The 19,016-nt window shown below is 39.7% G+C and carries 15 protein-coding genes; 6 read left to right on the top strand and 9 right to left on the bottom strand.

Going from position 1 to position 19,016, the window contains the following annotated elements; translation table 11 throughout:
- Window positions 1–44: 44 nt before the first annotated feature.
- From ACYVHJ_RS03215 to ACYVHJ_RS03235, 5 genes are all read right to left on the bottom strand, one after another.
- On the bottom strand, window positions 45–977 hold the full coding sequence (locus ACYVHJ_RS03215; RefSeq protein WP_460512500.1) for a dihydrodipicolinate synthase family protein: 933 nt from the start codon (window positions 975–977) through the stop codon (window positions 45–47).
- A gap of 60 nt (window positions 978–1,037) precedes the next feature.
- Window positions 1,038–2,207, bottom strand: coding sequence for a sialidase family protein (locus tag ACYVHJ_RS03220; RefSeq protein ID WP_460512502.1), 1,170 nt, complete (start codon window positions 2,205–2,207; stop codon window positions 1,038–1,040).
- Window position 2,208: 1 nt separating this feature from the next.
- Window positions 2,209–3,804 carry a fucose isomerase gene (locus ACYVHJ_RS03225; protein ID WP_460512504.1) on the bottom strand — a complete coding sequence of 532 codons (1,596 nt, stop codon included), beginning with the start codon at window positions 3,802–3,804 and terminating at the stop codon, window positions 2,209–2,211.
- A 131-nt stretch (window positions 3,805–3,935) separates the two neighbouring features.
- Complete coding sequence (locus tag ACYVHJ_RS03230; protein ID WP_460512506.1) at window positions 3,936–5,168, bottom strand: FG-GAP repeat domain-containing protein; 1,233 nt, start codon at window positions 5,166–5,168, stop codon at window positions 3,936–3,938.
- A gap of 4 nt (window positions 5,169–5,172) precedes the next feature.
- Entirely contained in the window at window positions 5,173–6,342 is a 1,170-nt protein-coding gene (locus tag ACYVHJ_RS03235; protein ID WP_339901615.1) for a sialidase family protein, read from the bottom strand.
- A gap of 155 nt (window positions 6,343–6,497) precedes the next feature.
- Between ACYVHJ_RS03235 and ACYVHJ_RS03240 the strand changes: the two genes are divergently transcribed.
- Window positions 6,498–7,865: a Gfo/Idh/MocA family protein gene (locus tag ACYVHJ_RS03240; protein ID WP_460512509.1), complete on the top strand. Its 1,368-nt coding sequence runs from the start codon at window positions 6,498–6,500 to the stop codon at window positions 7,863–7,865.
- The gene (locus ACYVHJ_RS03245) at window positions 7,862–8,971 is read left to right on the top strand and encodes a hypothetical protein (RefSeq protein ID WP_460512511.1); all 1,110 of its coding nucleotides are present in this window, start codon (window positions 7,862–7,864) and stop codon (window positions 8,969–8,971) included. Before ACYVHJ_RS03240 ends, ACYVHJ_RS03245 begins: the two co-directional genes overlap by 4 nt.
- Before the next feature lie 123 nt (window positions 8,972–9,094).
- On the opposite strand, the gene ACYVHJ_RS03250 is transcribed toward ACYVHJ_RS03245, so the two are convergent.
- A complete protein-coding gene (locus tag ACYVHJ_RS03250; protein WP_460512513.1) occupies window positions 9,095–10,561 on the bottom strand; it encodes a Gfo/Idh/MocA family protein in 1,467 nt (488 codons plus the stop codon).
- Window positions 10,562–10,735: 174 nt separating this feature from the next.
- A complete protein-coding gene (locus ACYVHJ_RS03255; RefSeq protein WP_339901608.1) occupies window positions 10,736–10,987 on the bottom strand; it encodes a VF530 family protein in 252 nt (83 codons plus the stop codon).
- A gap of 177 nt (window positions 10,988–11,164) precedes the next feature.
- Between ACYVHJ_RS03255 and ACYVHJ_RS03260 the strand changes: the two genes are divergently transcribed.
- Complete coding sequence (locus tag ACYVHJ_RS03260; protein WP_460512515.1) at window positions 11,165–11,704, top strand: metal-dependent hydrolase; 540 nt, start codon at window positions 11,165–11,167, stop codon at window positions 11,702–11,704.
- Between the two features lie 135 nt (window positions 11,705–11,839).
- Here ACYVHJ_RS03260 and ACYVHJ_RS03265 read toward each other — a convergent pair whose 3' ends face one another.
- Together ACYVHJ_RS03265 and ACYVHJ_RS03270 are read right to left on the bottom strand one after the other, a co-directional pair.
- Window positions 11,840–12,523 carry an alpha/beta hydrolase family protein gene (locus ACYVHJ_RS03265; protein ID WP_339901604.1) on the bottom strand — a complete coding sequence of 228 codons (684 nt, stop codon included), beginning with the start codon at window positions 12,521–12,523 and terminating at the stop codon, window positions 11,840–11,842.
- Between the two features lie 190 nt (window positions 12,524–12,713).
- A complete protein-coding gene (locus ACYVHJ_RS03270; protein WP_339901602.1) occupies window positions 12,714–13,253 on the bottom strand; it encodes a GNAT family N-acetyltransferase in 540 nt (179 codons plus the stop codon).
- 859 nt (window positions 13,254–14,112) lie between these two features.
- Between ACYVHJ_RS03270 and ACYVHJ_RS03275 the strand changes: the two genes are divergently transcribed.
- The 3 genes from ACYVHJ_RS03275 to ACYVHJ_RS03285 all read left to right on the top strand — a co-directional run bounded on the left by ACYVHJ_RS03275 (window position 14,113) and on the right by ACYVHJ_RS03285 (window position 18,833).
- Window positions 14,113–16,257 carry a hypothetical protein gene (locus ACYVHJ_RS03275; protein ID WP_460512518.1) on the top strand — a complete coding sequence of 715 codons (2,145 nt, stop codon included), beginning with the start codon at window positions 14,113–14,115 and terminating at the stop codon, window positions 16,255–16,257.
- A gap of 168 nt (window positions 16,258–16,425) precedes the next feature.
- A complete protein-coding gene (locus ACYVHJ_RS03280; protein WP_460512520.1) occupies window positions 16,426–17,751 on the top strand; it encodes an APC family permease in 1,326 nt (441 codons plus the stop codon).
- Between the two features lie 293 nt (window positions 17,752–18,044).
- Complete coding sequence (locus ACYVHJ_RS03285) at window positions 18,045–18,833, top strand: hypothetical protein (RefSeq protein ID WP_460512522.1); 789 nt, start codon at window positions 18,045–18,047, stop codon at window positions 18,831–18,833.
- Window positions 18,834–19,016 lie beyond the last annotated feature (183 nt).

Raw genomic sequence — 19,016 nt, forward strand, 5'->3', positions numbered from 1 at the left:
GTAAATAGATTGTAGATGGATCTGAAAATGCCTGGCAATCGTGGTTATGCGTATTGTTCGTAAGCTTTAAGGCCGGTTAATTTTTCCTTAATGGCTTCAATTTGATCACTTTCGAAGGCCGATAATGGTGTGGCTAAATAGCCAATCCCTATACCTAAAATGGACATAGAGGCTTTTAAACCTTTCAAGAAACTTGAGCCATAAGACCCCATGGCATAAATTTCATCAGCCAATTCCATCACCATTTCCTGAAGTCTTGTAACCTCTTTTAAATCCCCTTTATCAGCAGCATTGAAAAGATCTACAAAAAGTTTAGGGAAGATATTGGCACCACCACTTACGCCACCATTTCCACCCATCAAGACTGTAGAAGCCATCATTTCTTCAGGACCAACGAGTAAGGTGAAATCTGGTCTATCCCTGAAGGCATAAATCATGGCATTGAAAAACACGGCTTGACCCGAACTATCTTTCAGCCCATATACATTGGGATGCTTTGCCAGTTCCAAAACAGCTTTTTGGCTCATCATTGTTTTGGTGTGTGAAGGCATGTTGTAAAGATACAATGGAAGGGGCAAAGCATCTGCAAGCTTTTTGAAATAGGTAATTAGTTCACTTTCTCCCAAACCATAATAGTAAGGTGGGGCAGCAACAACGGCAGTGGCACCCGCCTCTTTTGACAGGCGGCTTAAGGACAGACTTTCTTCAAGAGAGGTGTCTGTAATCCCTACCAAAACAGGCACCCTCCCATCAACCTTTTCGCAGGTTAATGAAATTAGTTCTCTACGTAACTTATAGGAAATATTGGTGCATTCTCCGGTAGTTCCTAAAATAAAAATACCATGTACCCCTCCGGCTATCAAGTGTTCTATCAATTGGATTGTTCCTTCTTTGTCCAGATGGTCATCATCCAGCAATAGTGTGGCCATGGGAGGAATTACTCCTCTTAACGGCTCTTTTTTTAAATCTCTATGCATTTCTTTATCGTGTATACAAGTGTGGTTTTATCACCTGCGACATTCTAGTATTAATTGTTTTTATATTTTACTTGGATCGACCACCACATACTTTACAGTTTTTCTGTCATAAGTATAGGTCATGTGGACCATACCATCCTTACTTTGTATGATGGCCGGATAGCTATAACCTGATTCGTTAGGCTGGTTTTCCAAAGTCATAAAAGGTTTCCATTCTTTCCCATCATCAGAAATCGCCAAGTTGAGGATATTTCTTCCCTTAGGCTCTTCTCCTTCTTTAGTGGAATGATTATAAATCAATAGTTGTCTACCATCTGCTAAAGTAACCGCATCCGTACCGGAGTTAGGGTTAGGAAGGGAAGTCGCCTTCATCGGAGACCAGGTTTGCCCTTTGTCTGTAGACCAACTCTCTGAAATCACACCTTGTCTGGTCCTGCATAAGATTTGAAGAGAACCGTCTTTGTGAAACAAAACACTTGGTTGAATGGCATCAAATTCAACTCCATCATTGATTGGCCCAACAACCTCCCAGGTTTTTCCATTGTCTTTGCTGATTTCAAAATGAACCATCCAAAAGGTATCGTCATCGTGTTTTCTTTCAATGCTTGTTGGGGCAATAATCGTCCCGTCTTCAAGCTGAACGGCTTTGTTCTTCACAGGCCCTAACAATGGTCCTACTGCCGGATCTACACCTAATTTCCTTGGCTCAGACCATGTTTTGCCATCATCATCTGAGGTCATAAGCATGCCCCACCATCCTCTGGGGTCTGGTCCTACTTTATAAAAGAGCATCAATGGGCCTTCTTTGGGTTGGAACAAGACCGGATTCCAAGTTGGATACCTTAAGCCCTCATTTTGGACCCCATTGGCCACTTCTACCGGTCTGGTCCATTGGTCATCTGCCAAATGACTTACCCATATTCCCACATCAGGATTTTTCTCATGGGTTCCTGCAAAAAAGGCAGCTACGATCCCTGAGGGTGTTTCAACTAAAGTTGATGCATGAACCTGAGGTGTAGGCCTGTCGTCAAGCGGGTAAATAAGTTCAGCATGGACAAGGGCCCCTTCTCCTACCTTTTGCTTTTCGGGCAGGTGATAGTTTCCTGTAATGTCATTAGGTGCCAATTGCGTATCTTCTTGGGTTTCGGCTTTTTTATCATTAGCCCCACCACAAGAATTCAACATCAAACCGGCAGTTATTGCGAGCATTGAAAGTGTAACTTTTCTCATTTTAAATACCACAAAGTGACGTTTTAATTCCTAATTCATTCATTGCTGCGGCCTTGGCATAGCAAGCTTCAAGGGCACTGTCTTTATCCGTGGTATAAACCACGTGAATATGGTTTGCCTTATGTCTGGCCATCATCTGATCGCGATTTACCCCATCCAGCACACCATGCATAATCGGCCACTCTGGGGTGGTCATGTTCCACCTTCTTTTGGTTTCTTCTTCAGGCAGTTCCACCACTTTACCGGTACCTAAATCACAGTGCAATTGGTCATCCATTACATAAACACGACTCCATACAATATGTCCCGGTTTACTTACACCTTTTAAACTTCCTCCGCCTTGGGGGAAATACATGGCCGGTTGTCTATCACTACTTGCACCCTTAAATCCTCCAGAAAAGTGGGACGGTGGCGCTGCTCCTGAAATCAAGAATACCCACACAAACTCTTCTTTACCATCAACCGTGAAATTTTCTCCATACCTCAAATCATGAAGTGTATTGTCACCGACCAAACCTAGCTGGTCCCACAACTTATAAGTAATCAAGCTGTCTAATCCTGCACACTCATCCACCTCATTGAAATGTGGCAGGGCTTTGCCGGCTAGAATTTCATTCCCTTGCTCGTCTTTCACCGGTGGCCTTTCGGTGTTGTTTAACAAACCTTCCACTAGATCACTGGCCGGACACAATTCGTTCAGCCCTTGTTGGTACTGTATACCGATGGTATCACAGCCAAACTTATTGGCTAATCTTAAGGCAGCTACATACATTTTGCATTGCTCAAGGGTTTGTTCTCTTGTCAGCTCAGTTTCAGGATTAGTGCCCCAATTAAAAGTCAAACCCTTATCGAGTAGCCATTGCAAAACCTCTTCGGCTTCCTCTGTTGCAACATTTTGCATGGCTGCATACAAGGTTGATTGGCTTAGACGCTCTTTAAACAAGCCCGTTTTATGCAATAAATGATCAGGAATAATGGCATTGAACATGCCCATACAACCTTCATCAAACACCCCCATAATGGCTTTGTTTTGTCTAAACTCTTTAGCAAGTGCAATTCCTGCTTCCAAAGCTTTGGCCGGGGCATCTTTCGTTTCAAAAGCCCGAACATGACGCAAGTCATGGGTTATTTTTCCTGTTTCTAACCATTCTTTAAATCCATTCAAAAAGAATTCGTCATCAAACTCCTTGCTCCAAATAGTGGAATAAGATACTCCGGCTTTGGTCAGGGAGCCATTGAGATTAAGCATACCTACAAGACCGGGCCACTGTCCGTTCCAGTTGGCTATGGTTAAAATAGGCCCTTTGTGAGTGGTCAGTCCTGCCAATACATGGTGCGAGAATTGCCAGACACTTTCGGCCACAATTAGAGGCTTTTCAGGGTCAATATCCCTAAAAACTTCCATCCCCATTTTCTGAGAATCGATAAAGCCATGGCCCTTTTCTTCATCAAACTTATGAGCCCTAATCACATTTATTCCCAGACCTTCAAAAACGCCTTGCAGGCTATCTTCCATTTCTTTTTGTGCAGGCCAACAAGTCTGGTTGGCAGGAAGTCTCAAATCGCCACTGGCAATCAGGTATATCTCTTTACTCATTATCAGTCAGTATTTTAGTTATTTGGTTTTATTCTTATTTCAATAAATTTAATCTAACTATTGGGAGTATTACTTGAATTCTCCCTAATCAGGCCTATAAAAATCAAAAAATTAATGGAGCGGTCATCTTTTTATTTGATCGGGTTTTCATACCAGATTACACCCAAGCCTTTCTTTGAACCATCGGCTGCGGTTTCCTCCGAAGTAATGAGATCCAAATCACCATCAGCATCCATGTCCTTAAGCAGTATGAAGTCATATTTGACGCCTTCTTTACCACTTATATCTATAAAGTAAGGATTATCCGACTGGAAACTCATCATGGCAATTACTCCGGATTTACCTAAAGCCTGAGAAAAGGTAGCTGTGAGGTCAAGTAATCCGTCTTGATTGATATCCCCTACCTTTACCGACTTCGCTCGATCACCAACGAAGTTTGGAAAATCAATCTTTTGACTACTCCAAAGACCATCCTTCCTCTCAAAATGCTCCCAACCATGCTGCACCACCGGAACAATAAAATTAAGTTCCTTATTACCTGTGCCGTTGTCAAAATAATCCATAAACATGGATTCTCCATCTCTGATACCCAATAAATGATGCGTCCACTTTCCTTGTAAAGCATCTTTCCCCGGGTTTTCCATCCATCTCAAGCCTCGTAAATCTCCTTTTCGGTCGGTAATTACTATGTCCATCTCTCCATCGCTATTCATATCCAATAACGAAATGGACATTACCCAACCTAATTGAGTAATTTCATGGTATTCCCAGTCCTCCATTATCATTGGATTTTCAGGCGCCTCTAGCCAGCCTAAAGTCCCATTGGGGTCCTTGGAGCCTACCACCAGATCGATTCCGTTTTTTCCATCCAAATCAATTGGTCGCCCAAACATCCACTTTGTTTTACCAATGGTGGCGGGTATGTCTTGGGTAAGCCATTTTTGTGGATCCAAATAATCCTCAGAATCAGCTGGTGCCCAATGGATGGTTACCCGTTGGTGTTTCCCTTCAGACAAGGTGATCAAATCCAAATATCCATCACCGTTTAAATCCGAAACAAAAGCATCTTCCACATCCGGCGAAGGTAATTCAATAAATGGCCATTTCTTTTTGGGGTTTTCCGGCTGCAAGTAAATACGTGAAACCCCTCCTTCTTCCCAGCCCGTAACCAAGTCAAATTTTCCGTCATTATTGACATCTGAAAATTTTGTCCCGTCCGAACCCAAGGAAGAATCGTCTATGGTATGACGGGGCCAAGGCGCGTCAAAAACCGAACTAGCCCTATTTTGGCTTAAAACTGTATCCGGAGCCAGTACTGTTATGGAGAATAGTCCACACCAAAGCCATGTATTTGTACCCATCATTTGACTAGTCTTTCTTCTTACTTATGATTTTTCTATTGTTGAAAACTTTAACCATTTGCTCATCATAGGAAGCATATAGTATATCATCTTCTGTAAAGTGGGTCATCAATATTTCTTGGTCACCTGTTCTATTTCGGTCATAGGTAATGTAAATCGTGCCATCAGCAGTTTGTTGTCCATCCGGATAGGAAACATTTTTTCTTTGGTCTAACAACAGTCCTCTTGACCAGGTTGCGCCATCATCTTTAGAGATAAATGCCATCATATGACTCCTACCTGTTTTAATCGCAATGGGGCCGTGCTTTACAAGAAGTAAATTCCCGGACTGCAAACGACGAATAAAAAATCTGGCACTAGGATGAGCAATAAATGATTCTTTTAGAGCAGACCATGTCTTTCCTGAATCACTTGAATAACTTTCTCCAATTCCATAATTGGTTCTTAATAGCGCCCATAATTTACCATCTTCTTTCTCCACAAAATGATGCTCATCGAAGGATCTGAATTCTTTGGGTACATGAACACCTCCAACTACTTCCCATGTTTTTCCTTGGTCTTTTGAAACCACCATTCTGGCCGAATGATCCGTCTCACGCCAAGTTGAGGCAGGTAAAACCCAATCGCCATTGTTTAATATCATAGGCTTACACATCATCACTCCGTCTGTAAGCCTTCTCGGTGCGGACCAGCTGGTAGTTCCGTCAGAAGAAGTCTCTCCTATAATGGCCCAAACACCACCAATTTTAGCATCTTTGTCAACGGCTTGAGCCCAAAAAACCCACACCTTTCCTGAAGGGTCTACCCAAACTTCAGGATCAAATGCCCTTACCATGCCTCCACCGTCCGGGTCAACCACCAAGGCTTCCTTCCAAGTTTCTCCATTGTCTTTACTAGAGGAAAGCACTACATAATTGTTTTCATCTTCATTAGGACTAATGCCTGCGTACCATACCGCCCAAAATTCCCCTTTTTCTTCTTGAACAGCCAAACTGGATATTCCTGAAAATTTTCGATTTTCAACTTGGTGCCAATCTTTATAATCGGACAAGGAAAATACTTTAGGAGGGTTTAAAAAAGCGTCCTTCTCTTGACCATACAAGCTTTGGTTAATTAAAAAAACTATCAAAAAAAGAAGGAATAAATTCGGGTTTCGTTTCATTAATATTTGGCTCATCGGTGGGTTTTATTTATCTACCTGAAAATTACCACAAGAAATTACTCTTTAAAAGAAAATTCATCGAAAATTCATTTTTCAAGAAAGAAAGACTTCCTCTGAGGTATAATTTTTATATATTGAATCTTTAATGTAGACAAACTCCATATAAATAAATGAACCCATTAAAATTAGACCGTAGAAAATTTATCAAAGGAAGTACTGCCATGGCCACCTTGGCAACTGTAGGAGTGCCATCAATGGCTTTCTCCTCCCCAAATAAAATATACAATGTTGGGTTAATAGGCACAGGGTGGTATGGTAAAAGTGACTTATTCAGGCTTATCCAGGTAGCAGATATCGAAGTTGTGGGGATTGCTGACCCGGACTCCCACCTACTGGAAGAAGCAGGCCAACTTATCAGCCAAAGGCAAAAATCCGGTAGAACCCCAAAAAAATACAAGCATTACCGACAAATGCTTGATGAAAACAATCTTGACATTGTTTTGGTGGGTAGCCCCGACCACTGGCATGCTCTCCATGCTATTGATTCCATTCATTCAGGTGCTCATGTTTACCTGCAAAAACCAATTAGTGTAGATGTAATTGAAGGTGAAGCCATCTTGGCAGCTGCAAGGAAACACAATAAAGTAGTACAGATAGGTACCCAAAGAAGGAGTACTCCTCACTTGGTGGAAGCCAAGAAAAACATTGTTGACAAAGGACTTTTGGGAAAAGTTTCCCATGCTGAAATGTGTTGCTACTACCATATGAGAGCCAATGGCAGTCCTGAAATCAAACCTGTTCCAGAATTTTTTGATTATGACCTATGGGTAGGCCCCGGTCCAATGAGACCCTATGATGGCCTTCCTCATAGAAGGTGGTGGCGCACCATGATGGAATACAGCAATGGAATAACCGGTGACATGTGCGTGCATATGTTTGATGCTGTTCGATGGACACTTGGATTGGGCTGGCCAAAAAGCGTATTTGCTACCGGTGGGATATATGTTCAAAAAGGAGGAAAATCTACCATTGCAGACACCCAAACAGCGACATTTCACTATGATGATTTGGATTGTGTTTGGAACCATCGCTCTTGGGGCACGCCCCAAGATCCTGAATACCCTTGGGCCTATAAGATCTATGGGGACAAAGGTACTTTAAAGGCATCTGTGATGAAGTATGAGTTTATTCCACAGGGAAAAGGTGAAAAGATTACCGGAGATGTTGTTTTTGAAAAAGAAAAATACCCTGAAGACCTTAAGGAGAAAGACATAGAACTCCAAGCTGCCCCGGCTACCAGAGCACATATGATAGATTTTATTCAGGCGATAGAACAAGGTGGAAAACCTGTGGCTGATATTGAAGAAGGGCATATTTCCACAGCCAGCTGTATCATGGCCAATATGTCAATGGAGTTAGGTAGGCCTTTATCGTATGATCCTAAGAAGAGAGAAATTATCGGGGACGAAGAAGCTACCCGCTTATTGACAAGAAAATACAGAGCTCCATTTATCCACCCGGAACCAAACGAGGTATGAAAAACCAATTGATTTACCCCTCCATTAGAAAAACCACTTGCTTGTTAATAGGTTTTTTGGTAGTGGTTTGTATTTCCCAATCATACGGGCAAACCAAGGTCCAAATAAAAGGAGAAAAATTCTTTATCAATGGTCAACCCACTTATGCGGGGCAAGAATGGAAAGGCCATACCATTGAAGGTTTGCTAATGAATGCACGCTTGGTTCAAGGAGTGTTTGATGACCTCAATCCTGAAACTGTTGACCGATGGAAATACCCGGATACGGGAAAATGGGATGCGAATAGAAACACCGATGAATTTGTAGCAAATATGGCCCATTGGAAAGCGCATGGCATGCTCTCCTTTACCATCAACCTGCAAGGAGGAAGCCCTGAAGGCTACAGTAAGGTTCAACCTTGGCACAATTCTGCTTTCACTGCTTCAGGTGAGCTCAGGCCTGCCTATATGGCAAGGTTGGAGAAAATTCTCGATGAAGCAGAAAGATTGGAAATGGTTCCTATTTTAGGTTTGTTTTATTTTGGCCAAGACCATAGACTCGAAAACGAAGTAGCCGTTACCAAAGCCGTTGATAATGCTATCAATTGGCTGCATGACCACAAGTATAAAAATGTGCTTATAGAGATTAATAATGAATGCAATGTAAGGTATACCCACAAAATCCTCCAACCGGAAAGAATTCATGAATTGATTGTAAGAGCAAAATCCATTGAAAGAAATGGTTTCCGATATTATGTAAGCACCAGTTATGGTGGTGGGTTTATTCCTCTGCCCAACGTAGTCAAGGCCGCGGACTTTATTTTAATTCATGGAAACGGTGTGGCAGAACCTGAAAAAATTGTGGAAATGGTTGCTCAAACCAAATCAGTGGAAGGATATCAAAAAATGCCTATCATCTTTAATGAAGACGATCATTTTGATTTTGACAAAGACTTCAACAATCTAATTGCTTCGGTTTCCACCTACGCATCCTGGGGTTATTTTGATTTCCGTAAAAAGGGAGAAGCATTTGAAGAAGGTTACCAAAGTGTCCCGGTGGATTGGTCTATTTCTTCGGAAAGGAAAAAAGGTTTTTTCAACCTACTGAAAGAGATTACGGGTTATTGAATTGAGCCATACATTGCCTGTCTACCTCTCTAAAGGTAAAACAAGAAAGGCTAAAACGTAAAAAACTCCGCCTTTTAAAATAGGAGGGCGGAGTTTTTGTTTGGATTCTTTTAAAGGATAAAATTAGATTTTAAATCCTTCCCTGTGATTTCTACCTACAAATTGGTTGGCTTCTTCAAGGTTGGTAATTCTCATATTTTCACCGTCCCACAATAGTTTTTTCCTACCGAAGAATTCTGCTTTTCCTTCAGCATTTTCTCTGCGAAGCATATAACTCCTTGTTGCAAGGTTACCCATCAAGACCGTTTCGGTCATCGGGCCCGCATAGTCAAAGGAAGAAGTCAATGCTTTATGTTCAGGGCTATTGAATCCGGCTTTACAAGCATCGATCCATTTGCGCTGATGGCCATATTCAGGCTCATCATTTTTCTCTACCTCCGGACCAAACTCTGTGGTTCCGTCATTTAAGTATAACTTAGGCATTAGTGGAGAACTATCATTGATATTGGTAGAAATGATTCCTTTTTCGCCAATAATCAATACCCCATTGGCACTGTCATTACCACCAATATCACTGTCTGCAGGAATAATGTCCGGATGAGAAGGTTTAATTCCTCCATCACTCCAAGTCATTTCTATTGGCGACCTACTTTTAGTAGTTTCATCAAAATGAAGCGTGATGAATGAAGCAGGTGGGCAACTTTTTGGAAAATAATCCGCTGTCCACATGTCTGTATAAATTGACGCCACACTGGCTTCTGCATCCGTTGGGTACTTCAAACCTAGAGTTCTGAACGGTATATCGATCAAGTGACAACCAACATCTCCTAGGGCACCTGTACCATAATCCCACCAGCCTCTCCAGTTGAATGGATGAAGATTAGGTGTGTAAGGAATATATTCTGCAGGGCCTAACCATAGGTCCCAATTTAAATTGTCAGGTTTTTTAGATGGTTCCGCCTTCGGGAAAGGAATACCCTGAGGCCATACGGGTCTATTGGTCCATACCTGAACTTTAGACACTTTACCAATTTTATCACTATTTATCCAATCTTGAACCATGTTTAACAATGGATTGGATCCGCCTTGATTACCCATTTGTGTAACAATCTTCTTGTCCCTTGCCATTTCTGTAAGCATACGGGCTTCTTGAATGTTATGCGTCATCGGTTTTTGTACATACACATGGACACCTCTATTCATGGCATAAGAAGCTGCAGGACCATGAACGTGGTCAGGAGTAGAAATGGTAACGGCATCAAGATCTTTCTCTTTGTCCAGCATTTCCCTGTAATCCGAATACAGCTTGGCTTTAGGGAAATTTTCTACGGAACGCTTTGCAGATCCGTTAAAATCAACATCACACAATGCGATTACTCGCTCCCTGCCGTTTACTGAGGCATTTTTGATGTCGCTGGCACCTTTTCCACCGGCTCCAATGGCTGCGATATTTAACTGGTCACTTGGAGCAGTAAAACCTACACCACCCAAGACATGTCTGGGCACGAATACGATTGAGGAAGCTATCGCAGCATTCTTTAAAAAAGAACGTCTGGAATTTTCCTGATTTTCATTTTTTGATGATTTCATGGTCATATTTTGTGAATTGAACTATTTTAGGTTTAAAATTTATTAATCTAGCTGTTTAATTTTATTATCCCTATAAGAATACTGATTTTTAGCATTTATTGACCACTCAAAAGCTCAATTTTTCAATAAGCGGCAATATTTAAAAAAAACCCCTTCCAATTTGATCCATCAAACTCAATAGTCTTCTTTATTACTATTGCGCTGCTTCGTCTTAATATAAAGTTCCTCTACTTTTTCCCTTGCCCAAGGCGTTTTCCTTAAAAATGTTAGTGAAGATTTGAGTGTGGGGTTGTTGGTAAAACAACGGATGTTAATCCGCCTTCCCAATTCCTTAAAACCGTATTCATTGATCAAATAATCCAAAACGTCTACCAATCGGATGCCATGTAAAGGATTATTGGGTTGTTTTTCTACTTCTTTTGCCATTGAACCAAAAATAAAGATAAAAAGCTTTTTCTCCTATTTTTAGGCAAAATATGGTAAGGGAAAAAGACTCAGACAAAATCTTTTCTTGGGATTTATAACCGATACCAATATATTCACAATTTGCATGCTTCAAAAACTTAAGCTTCTCCATTTTATTCCAAAACTGCTTATGCCTTTATGAATATCCAAAAACTCAAATTCCCAATAGGAAAATACAATCCTGATAAAAACCCAAATAGTGAATTAATCACTCAATGGATCAAGCAGATCGAAGATTTCCCTACCAGCATCGAAGACTTATGCCGGAATATTCCCCTTGAACAACTCAACTGGAGGTATAGACCGGAAGGATGGACAGTAAAACAGCTGATACACCATTGCAGTGACAGCCATATGAACAGCCTTATTCGATTTAAGTTGGTGCTGACAGAAAGATCCCCAACGATTAAACCCTATTTTGAAGACAGGTGGGCAACATTGGCTGATTCCTTGGATGACAATATCGAAAATTCATTGAGCCTATTGCAGGGATTGCATAAAAAATGGGTAATCCTCCTCAGAAGCCTTAATGATGAGCAATTGAGGATGGAATATACACATCCCGAACATGGTGAAAAATTCAATCTAGCCGAAACTATTGGGAATTATGCATGGCATTGCAAGCATCATTTGGCCCATATCAGAAAAGCCCTTGCTTCGAATGGGAAATACAATTAGCCCATAATGAACAAGAAATCTTGAAAAAAGGAAAACCCGAAAGCTTTCCCTAATACGATTCCTTAATAAAATACTCTGGGAGTTTTTAGCCTGTTTTTTTGATTTATTATTTGACTCAGCTTTTAGCGTAAGGAATTATTCCACACTATTTAATGTATGCCCCGCGGTACTAAGAACCGTATCAGGAATAGTCTTTTTAATGTTTACTACTCGAATAACTACATCAGCTTTCCCCTCTTTGCTTTTTAAATTTAATAGTAACGGCAATTCCTGGACACCAAATTTGTCGAATAAATTCGATTCATCCTGTGACTTCCCTGCACCTACACTTTGGTAACTAAAAACACTAGACATGGATAATTTAATGTCCTCGGCAAGCATCATTGTTGCAGCATATTCTTCAATCTCTGCCTTAACCTCCCGACAGTGATATCCTTCTAAGGTGGTTTCCTTTCCGGTGTAATTCAGTTTCTTTCGTGGACCTGAATTAAAAGGGCGTAACGCATATTGCATTCCCGGCCAATGTTTTTCATTCATAGGCAAAATATATCCTCCTTTCTTTCCATTCATTTCAAAAAGATTAGTAATCGTAGAATCTTGCTTATTAAACACCATGCGCATGTCAGGGTCTCTTCTCTTTCCATAAATGATCATTGCTGATTTTTCTTTCCCTAAAAAATAAGAAATCGTATCGTTGCGTTCATTTCCATTAGGGTAATGATGCCTTACAACTAAATCAAAACTACCTGTAAATGTTTGTGCATTTAGTAGGGTAGGGATTAAGAAAATTGCGAATAATAAAGAAAGAACGGTTTTCATAGCGGAGTCTGATTTATTAAATACGTACCTAAAACAATAACAAAGAAAAGCATGAAGATCGTTGAGGGATTAATGTTAATTAAACTATTGATAACCAGTCTCACCTATGTCCCCGATACCATGCGCCCATATTTATTGAAGCATTCAACCTGTTTTGCTATCATTTGGCTGTTATCACTTCAAATCCTTCTTACAATAGCCTTTTCACCATTACTATTGCGTCCTCATAATCGGGCACAAAGTTTTCAAGATGTTCTTTAGTTTCCTTAAAACCAGCTTTGATATAAGCCCTGATTGCTTTTAAATTACGTTTAGAGGGAGCAATGTAGATGGTCTTGCATTCAAAATACTGAACTAGATATTCACTAAGTAATTTTATTGCCCCAGTCCCATATCCCTTACCTGTAAGTACTCGATCTGCCAACCAAATGTCAATTTCTGTTGATTGGGTAATAGGGTCAATTTCATTATGATTTATTTGTCCGATCTTATTCCCATTGTATGTAATGATAAAACATTGCCCTTTTAATGGATGTGAACCATCAAAATAATGGGCCTTATAATCTTCATTAAATTCCTCCCAAGTTGGAATTGGAACCTCAGGGAAATTTGGCGCCCCCAACATTTCATCAGTCAGGTTAGAATGAGCCAACCACATGTAGATGCTTTTTTTGTCTTGTAAATTAGCAGGTCGAAGGGTCAATATTTTGGTTGTAAGTTGTTTTTCCATCTACAAATACCCGTCAACTAATATGACGACAATTACAATAGCACATGAGGAAGAAATAATCCTTACAGGTTTATATAACACATGCTCTCCCTCTAGATCTCAGCCTTAATTATTCACAATCACGCTATGATTTTCCTTAACTTATTATACTAGGAAACTGAGAATCTAAACTAAGTTACACAATTTAATTTGCACAATTTTATTGAAAATTGCAAAAACACAAACTTATATATCATTGATAATTAACTCAATAAGTTATTAAAAATATTATAGTACGGGTAATTTTAATTTAGTCAAAGAATAGGCTTTCTCTAGGATTTAATCAGAAACTCCACTCGGCTAAAACCTAATTAATTATCTAAGTGATTTTCTTTCTTCTCCTATCTTATGCAACTCAATTTTATAGGAATACAATATTTAATTAATAGCAATCGGGGGTCAAACGCTAACAATATTATATGAGAGGAATTGGCAGATAGAACAGATTTATTAGCCAATAAAAAAACAATGGCATATTCCAGATGAAATTAATCCAAGAAGTACTAAAAGAAACTTCGCCCATTTGATCAACCATTAATTTGCTTTAAATTCACCTTTTTAAAGCCTAAATTACCCATAAGTAAATTGGCTTCTACCCCAAAAACAAAGCTGGAAGAATTCGATTTTTCAAAGCAACCTTACTTCATTTATCAAGCATTTCATTATGATTAGTCAAACCTTCCCTATCAAAAATAATTATCACTTAATCGGAGTTTTATTCCTTATTTTTCTATCTAGTAATTGTACAAACAGGGAGCAAGGGACTTTTAATACCTCTTATTTTAAAATCAAGATTGATAACAAAGGCTTTATCACCAGCATGCAGCATCCGAAGCTGTCTCATACTCAGGAATTCAGTCCGGTAGATAAACCTTCTCCATTAATGTGCCTTTATGATAGTCAATCAGAGCGGTATTTTGAACCTATAAAGGCAACATTTAATCAAGCGAACGAAGCAATTACACTGGATTTCCCCAACGGGTCAGTTGCTAAAATAAGGCTTGAAGAAAAAAATAAATATTTAAAGCTCAGCCTTGAATCCCTTTCACAGTCCGAAGGTATTGAAGGCATTCAGTGGGGGCCATATCATACCAATATCACCAATCTTTTCGGAGAGATCATCGGTGTGGCAAGGGACACCAGTGAGGCAGTCAATTATGCCATAGGAATGCTCGCCCTAGATGACAATACCCTTGGAGGTACTTCAAAAACCATAGCTGATGCTGCACCTTTTCAGTATATTATCCACTCACCGGATCCTTCACGCTACCCCTTACCTGACTCTTTGGCTGAAGGTCAGGTTTTCACACTTGGCGGAGATGGGATCAACGATGTGGCATTTTATGCCCACAGAGAGCCCTATTTCAGAATAATGTACGGAAATGCGGCTACAGTTGATGAACAAGGTAGAATATCCATTAATTACCACTCAAGGGACCGAACAAAAAAGAGAGAAGTTTATTATTCCTTGATCCCCAATATGGCAGTAAATACACCCAACCATCTTGAAGTCCAACCCTTGCCAGGAATTGATTATATAGGTTCTTCTATCGCATTGTGGGGAAGCCCAGATAGCATTGCTTTGATGGAGGTCATACAAGATATTGTATTGGAAGAGGACTTGCCCTACCCTACCATTGGTAATAAATGGGTAAAGGATCCTTCGGCTTTTGTACCAGACGCCATGACCAATGGAGGTTTAAATGACAGCATTATTTCCTATACTTCCCAATTGGGCTTCAAAACTATTAGTCTTTGGGACCAAGGTTTTGTAAGACCTGATAGAGGCAACGAAGGGTATATTGACGGGGAAAATTTTGAAAAAAAGCCAATACAGCTTACTTCCGGAAACAAATCGCACAAGGAATTTGCTGAAATGGCCGCGAAATATGGGATTACAATTGGTAGAACCACAATAACAACTGCACTCGCTCCCGGAACCAAAGACGCCAGTCCAATCCCAAGTGATAGTCTTTGTTATCAGCAGAAACGATTGTTAGTAAACACCATCAGTCCGGAGGACACCCTTATTATTGTTGATGACCCTAGGTATTTGGATGAGATTGCGAGTTGGGAAGGGCATGCAGAGAATTTAAATATGATAAAAATTGGCAAAGAGCTCATCTATTATTTGGGCGTTTCAGAAAGCAAACCCTATAGGCTTTTAAATGTGAAACGTGGTTATTGGGATACCAAACCGGTTCAACACAATCAAAATGACACCATTTACAAATTGCAGGTTACCTTAAATTATGGTTATGACGGACTTATTCCCAATATGGAACTTCAGGATAAAATAGCTGCATACTATGCCGACATCTGTTTCATCAACAGAATAGGCTATTACGATTTTGATGGGCAAGAATTTTTATTTAACAATGGGCATGGCTACTACTCGGCAAAAAGATTTTTTCGAAAAATGTTTGAGCGAGCAACTGAGCATGGCATTCCTCCGATCCGCTTTACGGGAGCCACATTATCTGAGGGTTCCTGGCATTACCAAAGCATTTGGAATGTAGGAGGTGGTAAAAACCTATATGATGTGGAAACCAGGGAATGGGGAAGTACCACAAGCCAAGGAAAAGACCTGAGAGATGTTACCTATGCTAATTTCTTCCCTATTGGTATGGGCCGAAACTTCGCAATCAATGCCAATTCAACGGTTGAACAATATTCCCATATTCAAGCGATTTCTGTAGGACTTGGCACTACCTATAGTTTGGAACTGAATCAAAAAGAGGTTGAAAATTGTCCGCAAAAGTATAAAATTTTTAGAACTATAAACACTTGGGAAAAGGCCCGGTCGGCCAATGCATTTCCGAGGAAAATCAAAAAACTTCTGGCAGACCCCAAAAGAAATTGGGTGCTCGAGCAAGGGGAAAACGATGATTCTTGGATACTGAAAGAATTTAAGGAAGGCAAGCATATAAAAAGTTATAACCTAGCCAAAAATCAACGTGGCTAAGGAGATTATAGTCAGGATAGTTCACAGTTTCTGTTTTTTTTACGGTGACAATTCCATAATCAGCCAATCAATTCAAAGGGTTTTTCACTTCTATTAGGAATTACTAAATTTAGGCTTTTTATCAAAAAGCTATTTTTTTTCCAATAGCCTAAAGCCTCCTTTTAAAAAATGACACAACATAGAAATAGAAATAAAAACCTCGGCCTTGTTGAATTAATTGCCATAGCCTTGGGCGGCATGGTGGGAGGCGGTATTTTTACCATTCTTGGTATTTCAGTAGCATTGATTGGGAATTTAACTCCCATTGCAATAGCAGTTGGGGGTGTAATCGCCGGCTTGGCTGCTTATTCCTATGTAAAACTCGGCACTTATTATAAAGATGAAGGAGCCACCTATTCCTTTTTTAAACGGACTTATCCCGGTTCTAATTTTTCTGCATCTGCCATAGGTTGGTTTATCATCTTTGGATACATCAGTACCCTGGCTTTGTATGCCTATACTTTTTCTTCTTACGCCCTAAGTAGCACCGACTTTGCGGAAAACATCATCATGCGAAAAGGAGTCGCAATTGCAGTCATTGGCCTTTTTACCTTGATCAATGTTTGGAGTGTAAACGGTATGGGGAAAATTGAAGACTTTATGGTGTATACCAAGCTCATCGTCTTATCGATAATCTCTTTTGTTTTGATTTATCATGGCACAACAGACGTGGAAACATTTTTGGAAATCATGGCTTTAGACGCTGAAAATGCAAATGTATTTTCCATCATTATTGTTGCCTCCCTCACCTTTGTCGCCTATGAAGGCTTTCAATTGGTTATCAATGCAGTAAATGAAATGAATCAACCGGATAAAAATATCCCTAGAGCAATTTACAGCGCCATCATCTTGGCGGTGTTGATCTACCTAGTCATCTCTATGGGGGCTTTATTTGCCATTCCTTCTGAAGAAATTATCAAGAATAAGGAGTTTGCCCTTGCGGCCGGAGCTGAAACTATCTTAGGTAAAATAGGTGCTAACCTTGTAATACTAGGGGCCATACTAGCCACAAGCAGTGCGATTAGTGGAACGCTTTTTGGCTCATCACGCCAAATGGCTGTGATTGCTAAGGATGGTTTTTTTCCTCATATCCTGTCCCATAGGGAAAATAATATTCCAAAAAATGCCATAATTGCCATGGCCATCATTTCCAGTCTCTTAATCACCATTGGTGGTTTGCAATTGATTCTGGAGTTTGGAAGTGTAACTTTCTTATTGGTTTCTTTTTTAATGGGTATTGCCAATTATAAAATAAGAAAGCAAACCAAGTCCTCCACCTTTATTACCCTGCTCTCTATTGTTGGACTTGGTATAGGTGGTTTAATGATTTTGTATTATGAAATGACAAACAATTGGGAGCAGATGCTGGCCATTATGGTGCTTTATGTTTTTCTTGGCTTAGGGGCCCGGAAATTTGCTAAAAGAAAGGCGCTCTACATGAAAACATTAGGTTAAAAATTGTATTGAGTAGGTGTTAAGTGCAAAATTTTCTCTTGGGGAGGAATTAATTGAATAAAATTACTTTCCTAATAAATAGAAAATAGTAATTTGTACCCTCTTAGATGGGCGTCCTATTTATTGGAAAAGGCCAATCTTTTGTACTTCATCCATGAACTTACTTTTTTAAGATTCAGGTAAATATTTTTGATCCAATTTAATTTGGCTTTCCATTGGATAGGCCTATATATTGTTAAGATAAATTTTTCTTATAATAACAATTTTTATCACCTATAAACAATTCAACACCTATGAAAAAATTTACATTTACACTTCTGTTTTTATCTTTAATAATTGTTTCAAAGCCCTTATATGGGCAAATAGATGTTAATATTACAGATCTAGAAAACGATGAAACCATCAAATTTGGCGAAATCTATGAAATCTATGATTTGGACAAAGAGTTGCCAACCCTTGTCATTACCTGGAGTGGGAAATGGTGTTTTCCTTGTATCAACTTAATCAATCGATACCTGGATTGTGACATGTCCATGATGAACCTTATCACCATCAATGTAGACAATGAAGAAAATCGAGAGGAAGTGTTAAATGAAGGCTACCACGATAGTTGGAGAAAAGCCCTTAACTTCCATGCTAATATAGGGGAGGATGAAAAAGGTTTTGATAACGTCTTCAATGTAAGCTCTGCCCCACTGATACTTTATTTAGTTAATGGAAATATTACGGATGCACTGGTAAGTTATTCCGTTTACCCTTACCGAATGATACAAACAGGCCGCATTGATGACATTAATTTTGTATGGGACAGCGCAAAGGATTTAAATTCTTTGGCCTGGGCCTATTACAAAAATGAAGAGGATGAGAGCAAATTGGAAGAGGCAAAAGAATGGATAATACGCTCCATTGAACTGGATAAAAACTATTCCAATACAGATACTTACGCGGCTTTACTTTTTAAAACCGGAGATTACACAAAATCTCTAAAAGTTGCCAAAGAGGCCATAGAAATCGCCAAAGAAAATGATGAAGATTACAGTACCACAACAGATTTAATCAATTCCGTTATTGAGAAGCTATAGCTAAAACTTAATGATATAAGGGCCGTGATTCATTTGTGTTACGGCCTTTTTTTTCTACTCCCTTTCAAACAACCCATTCCTCCAAAACCATTTCACAGAACAATTCATTACAAAATCAATACTTAACAAGAAAATAATAGCCGAATACTGATCCTTACCAAACCCGGTAAATATTCTTATCTT

Source organism: Cyclobacterium sediminis (assembly GCF_054781075.1).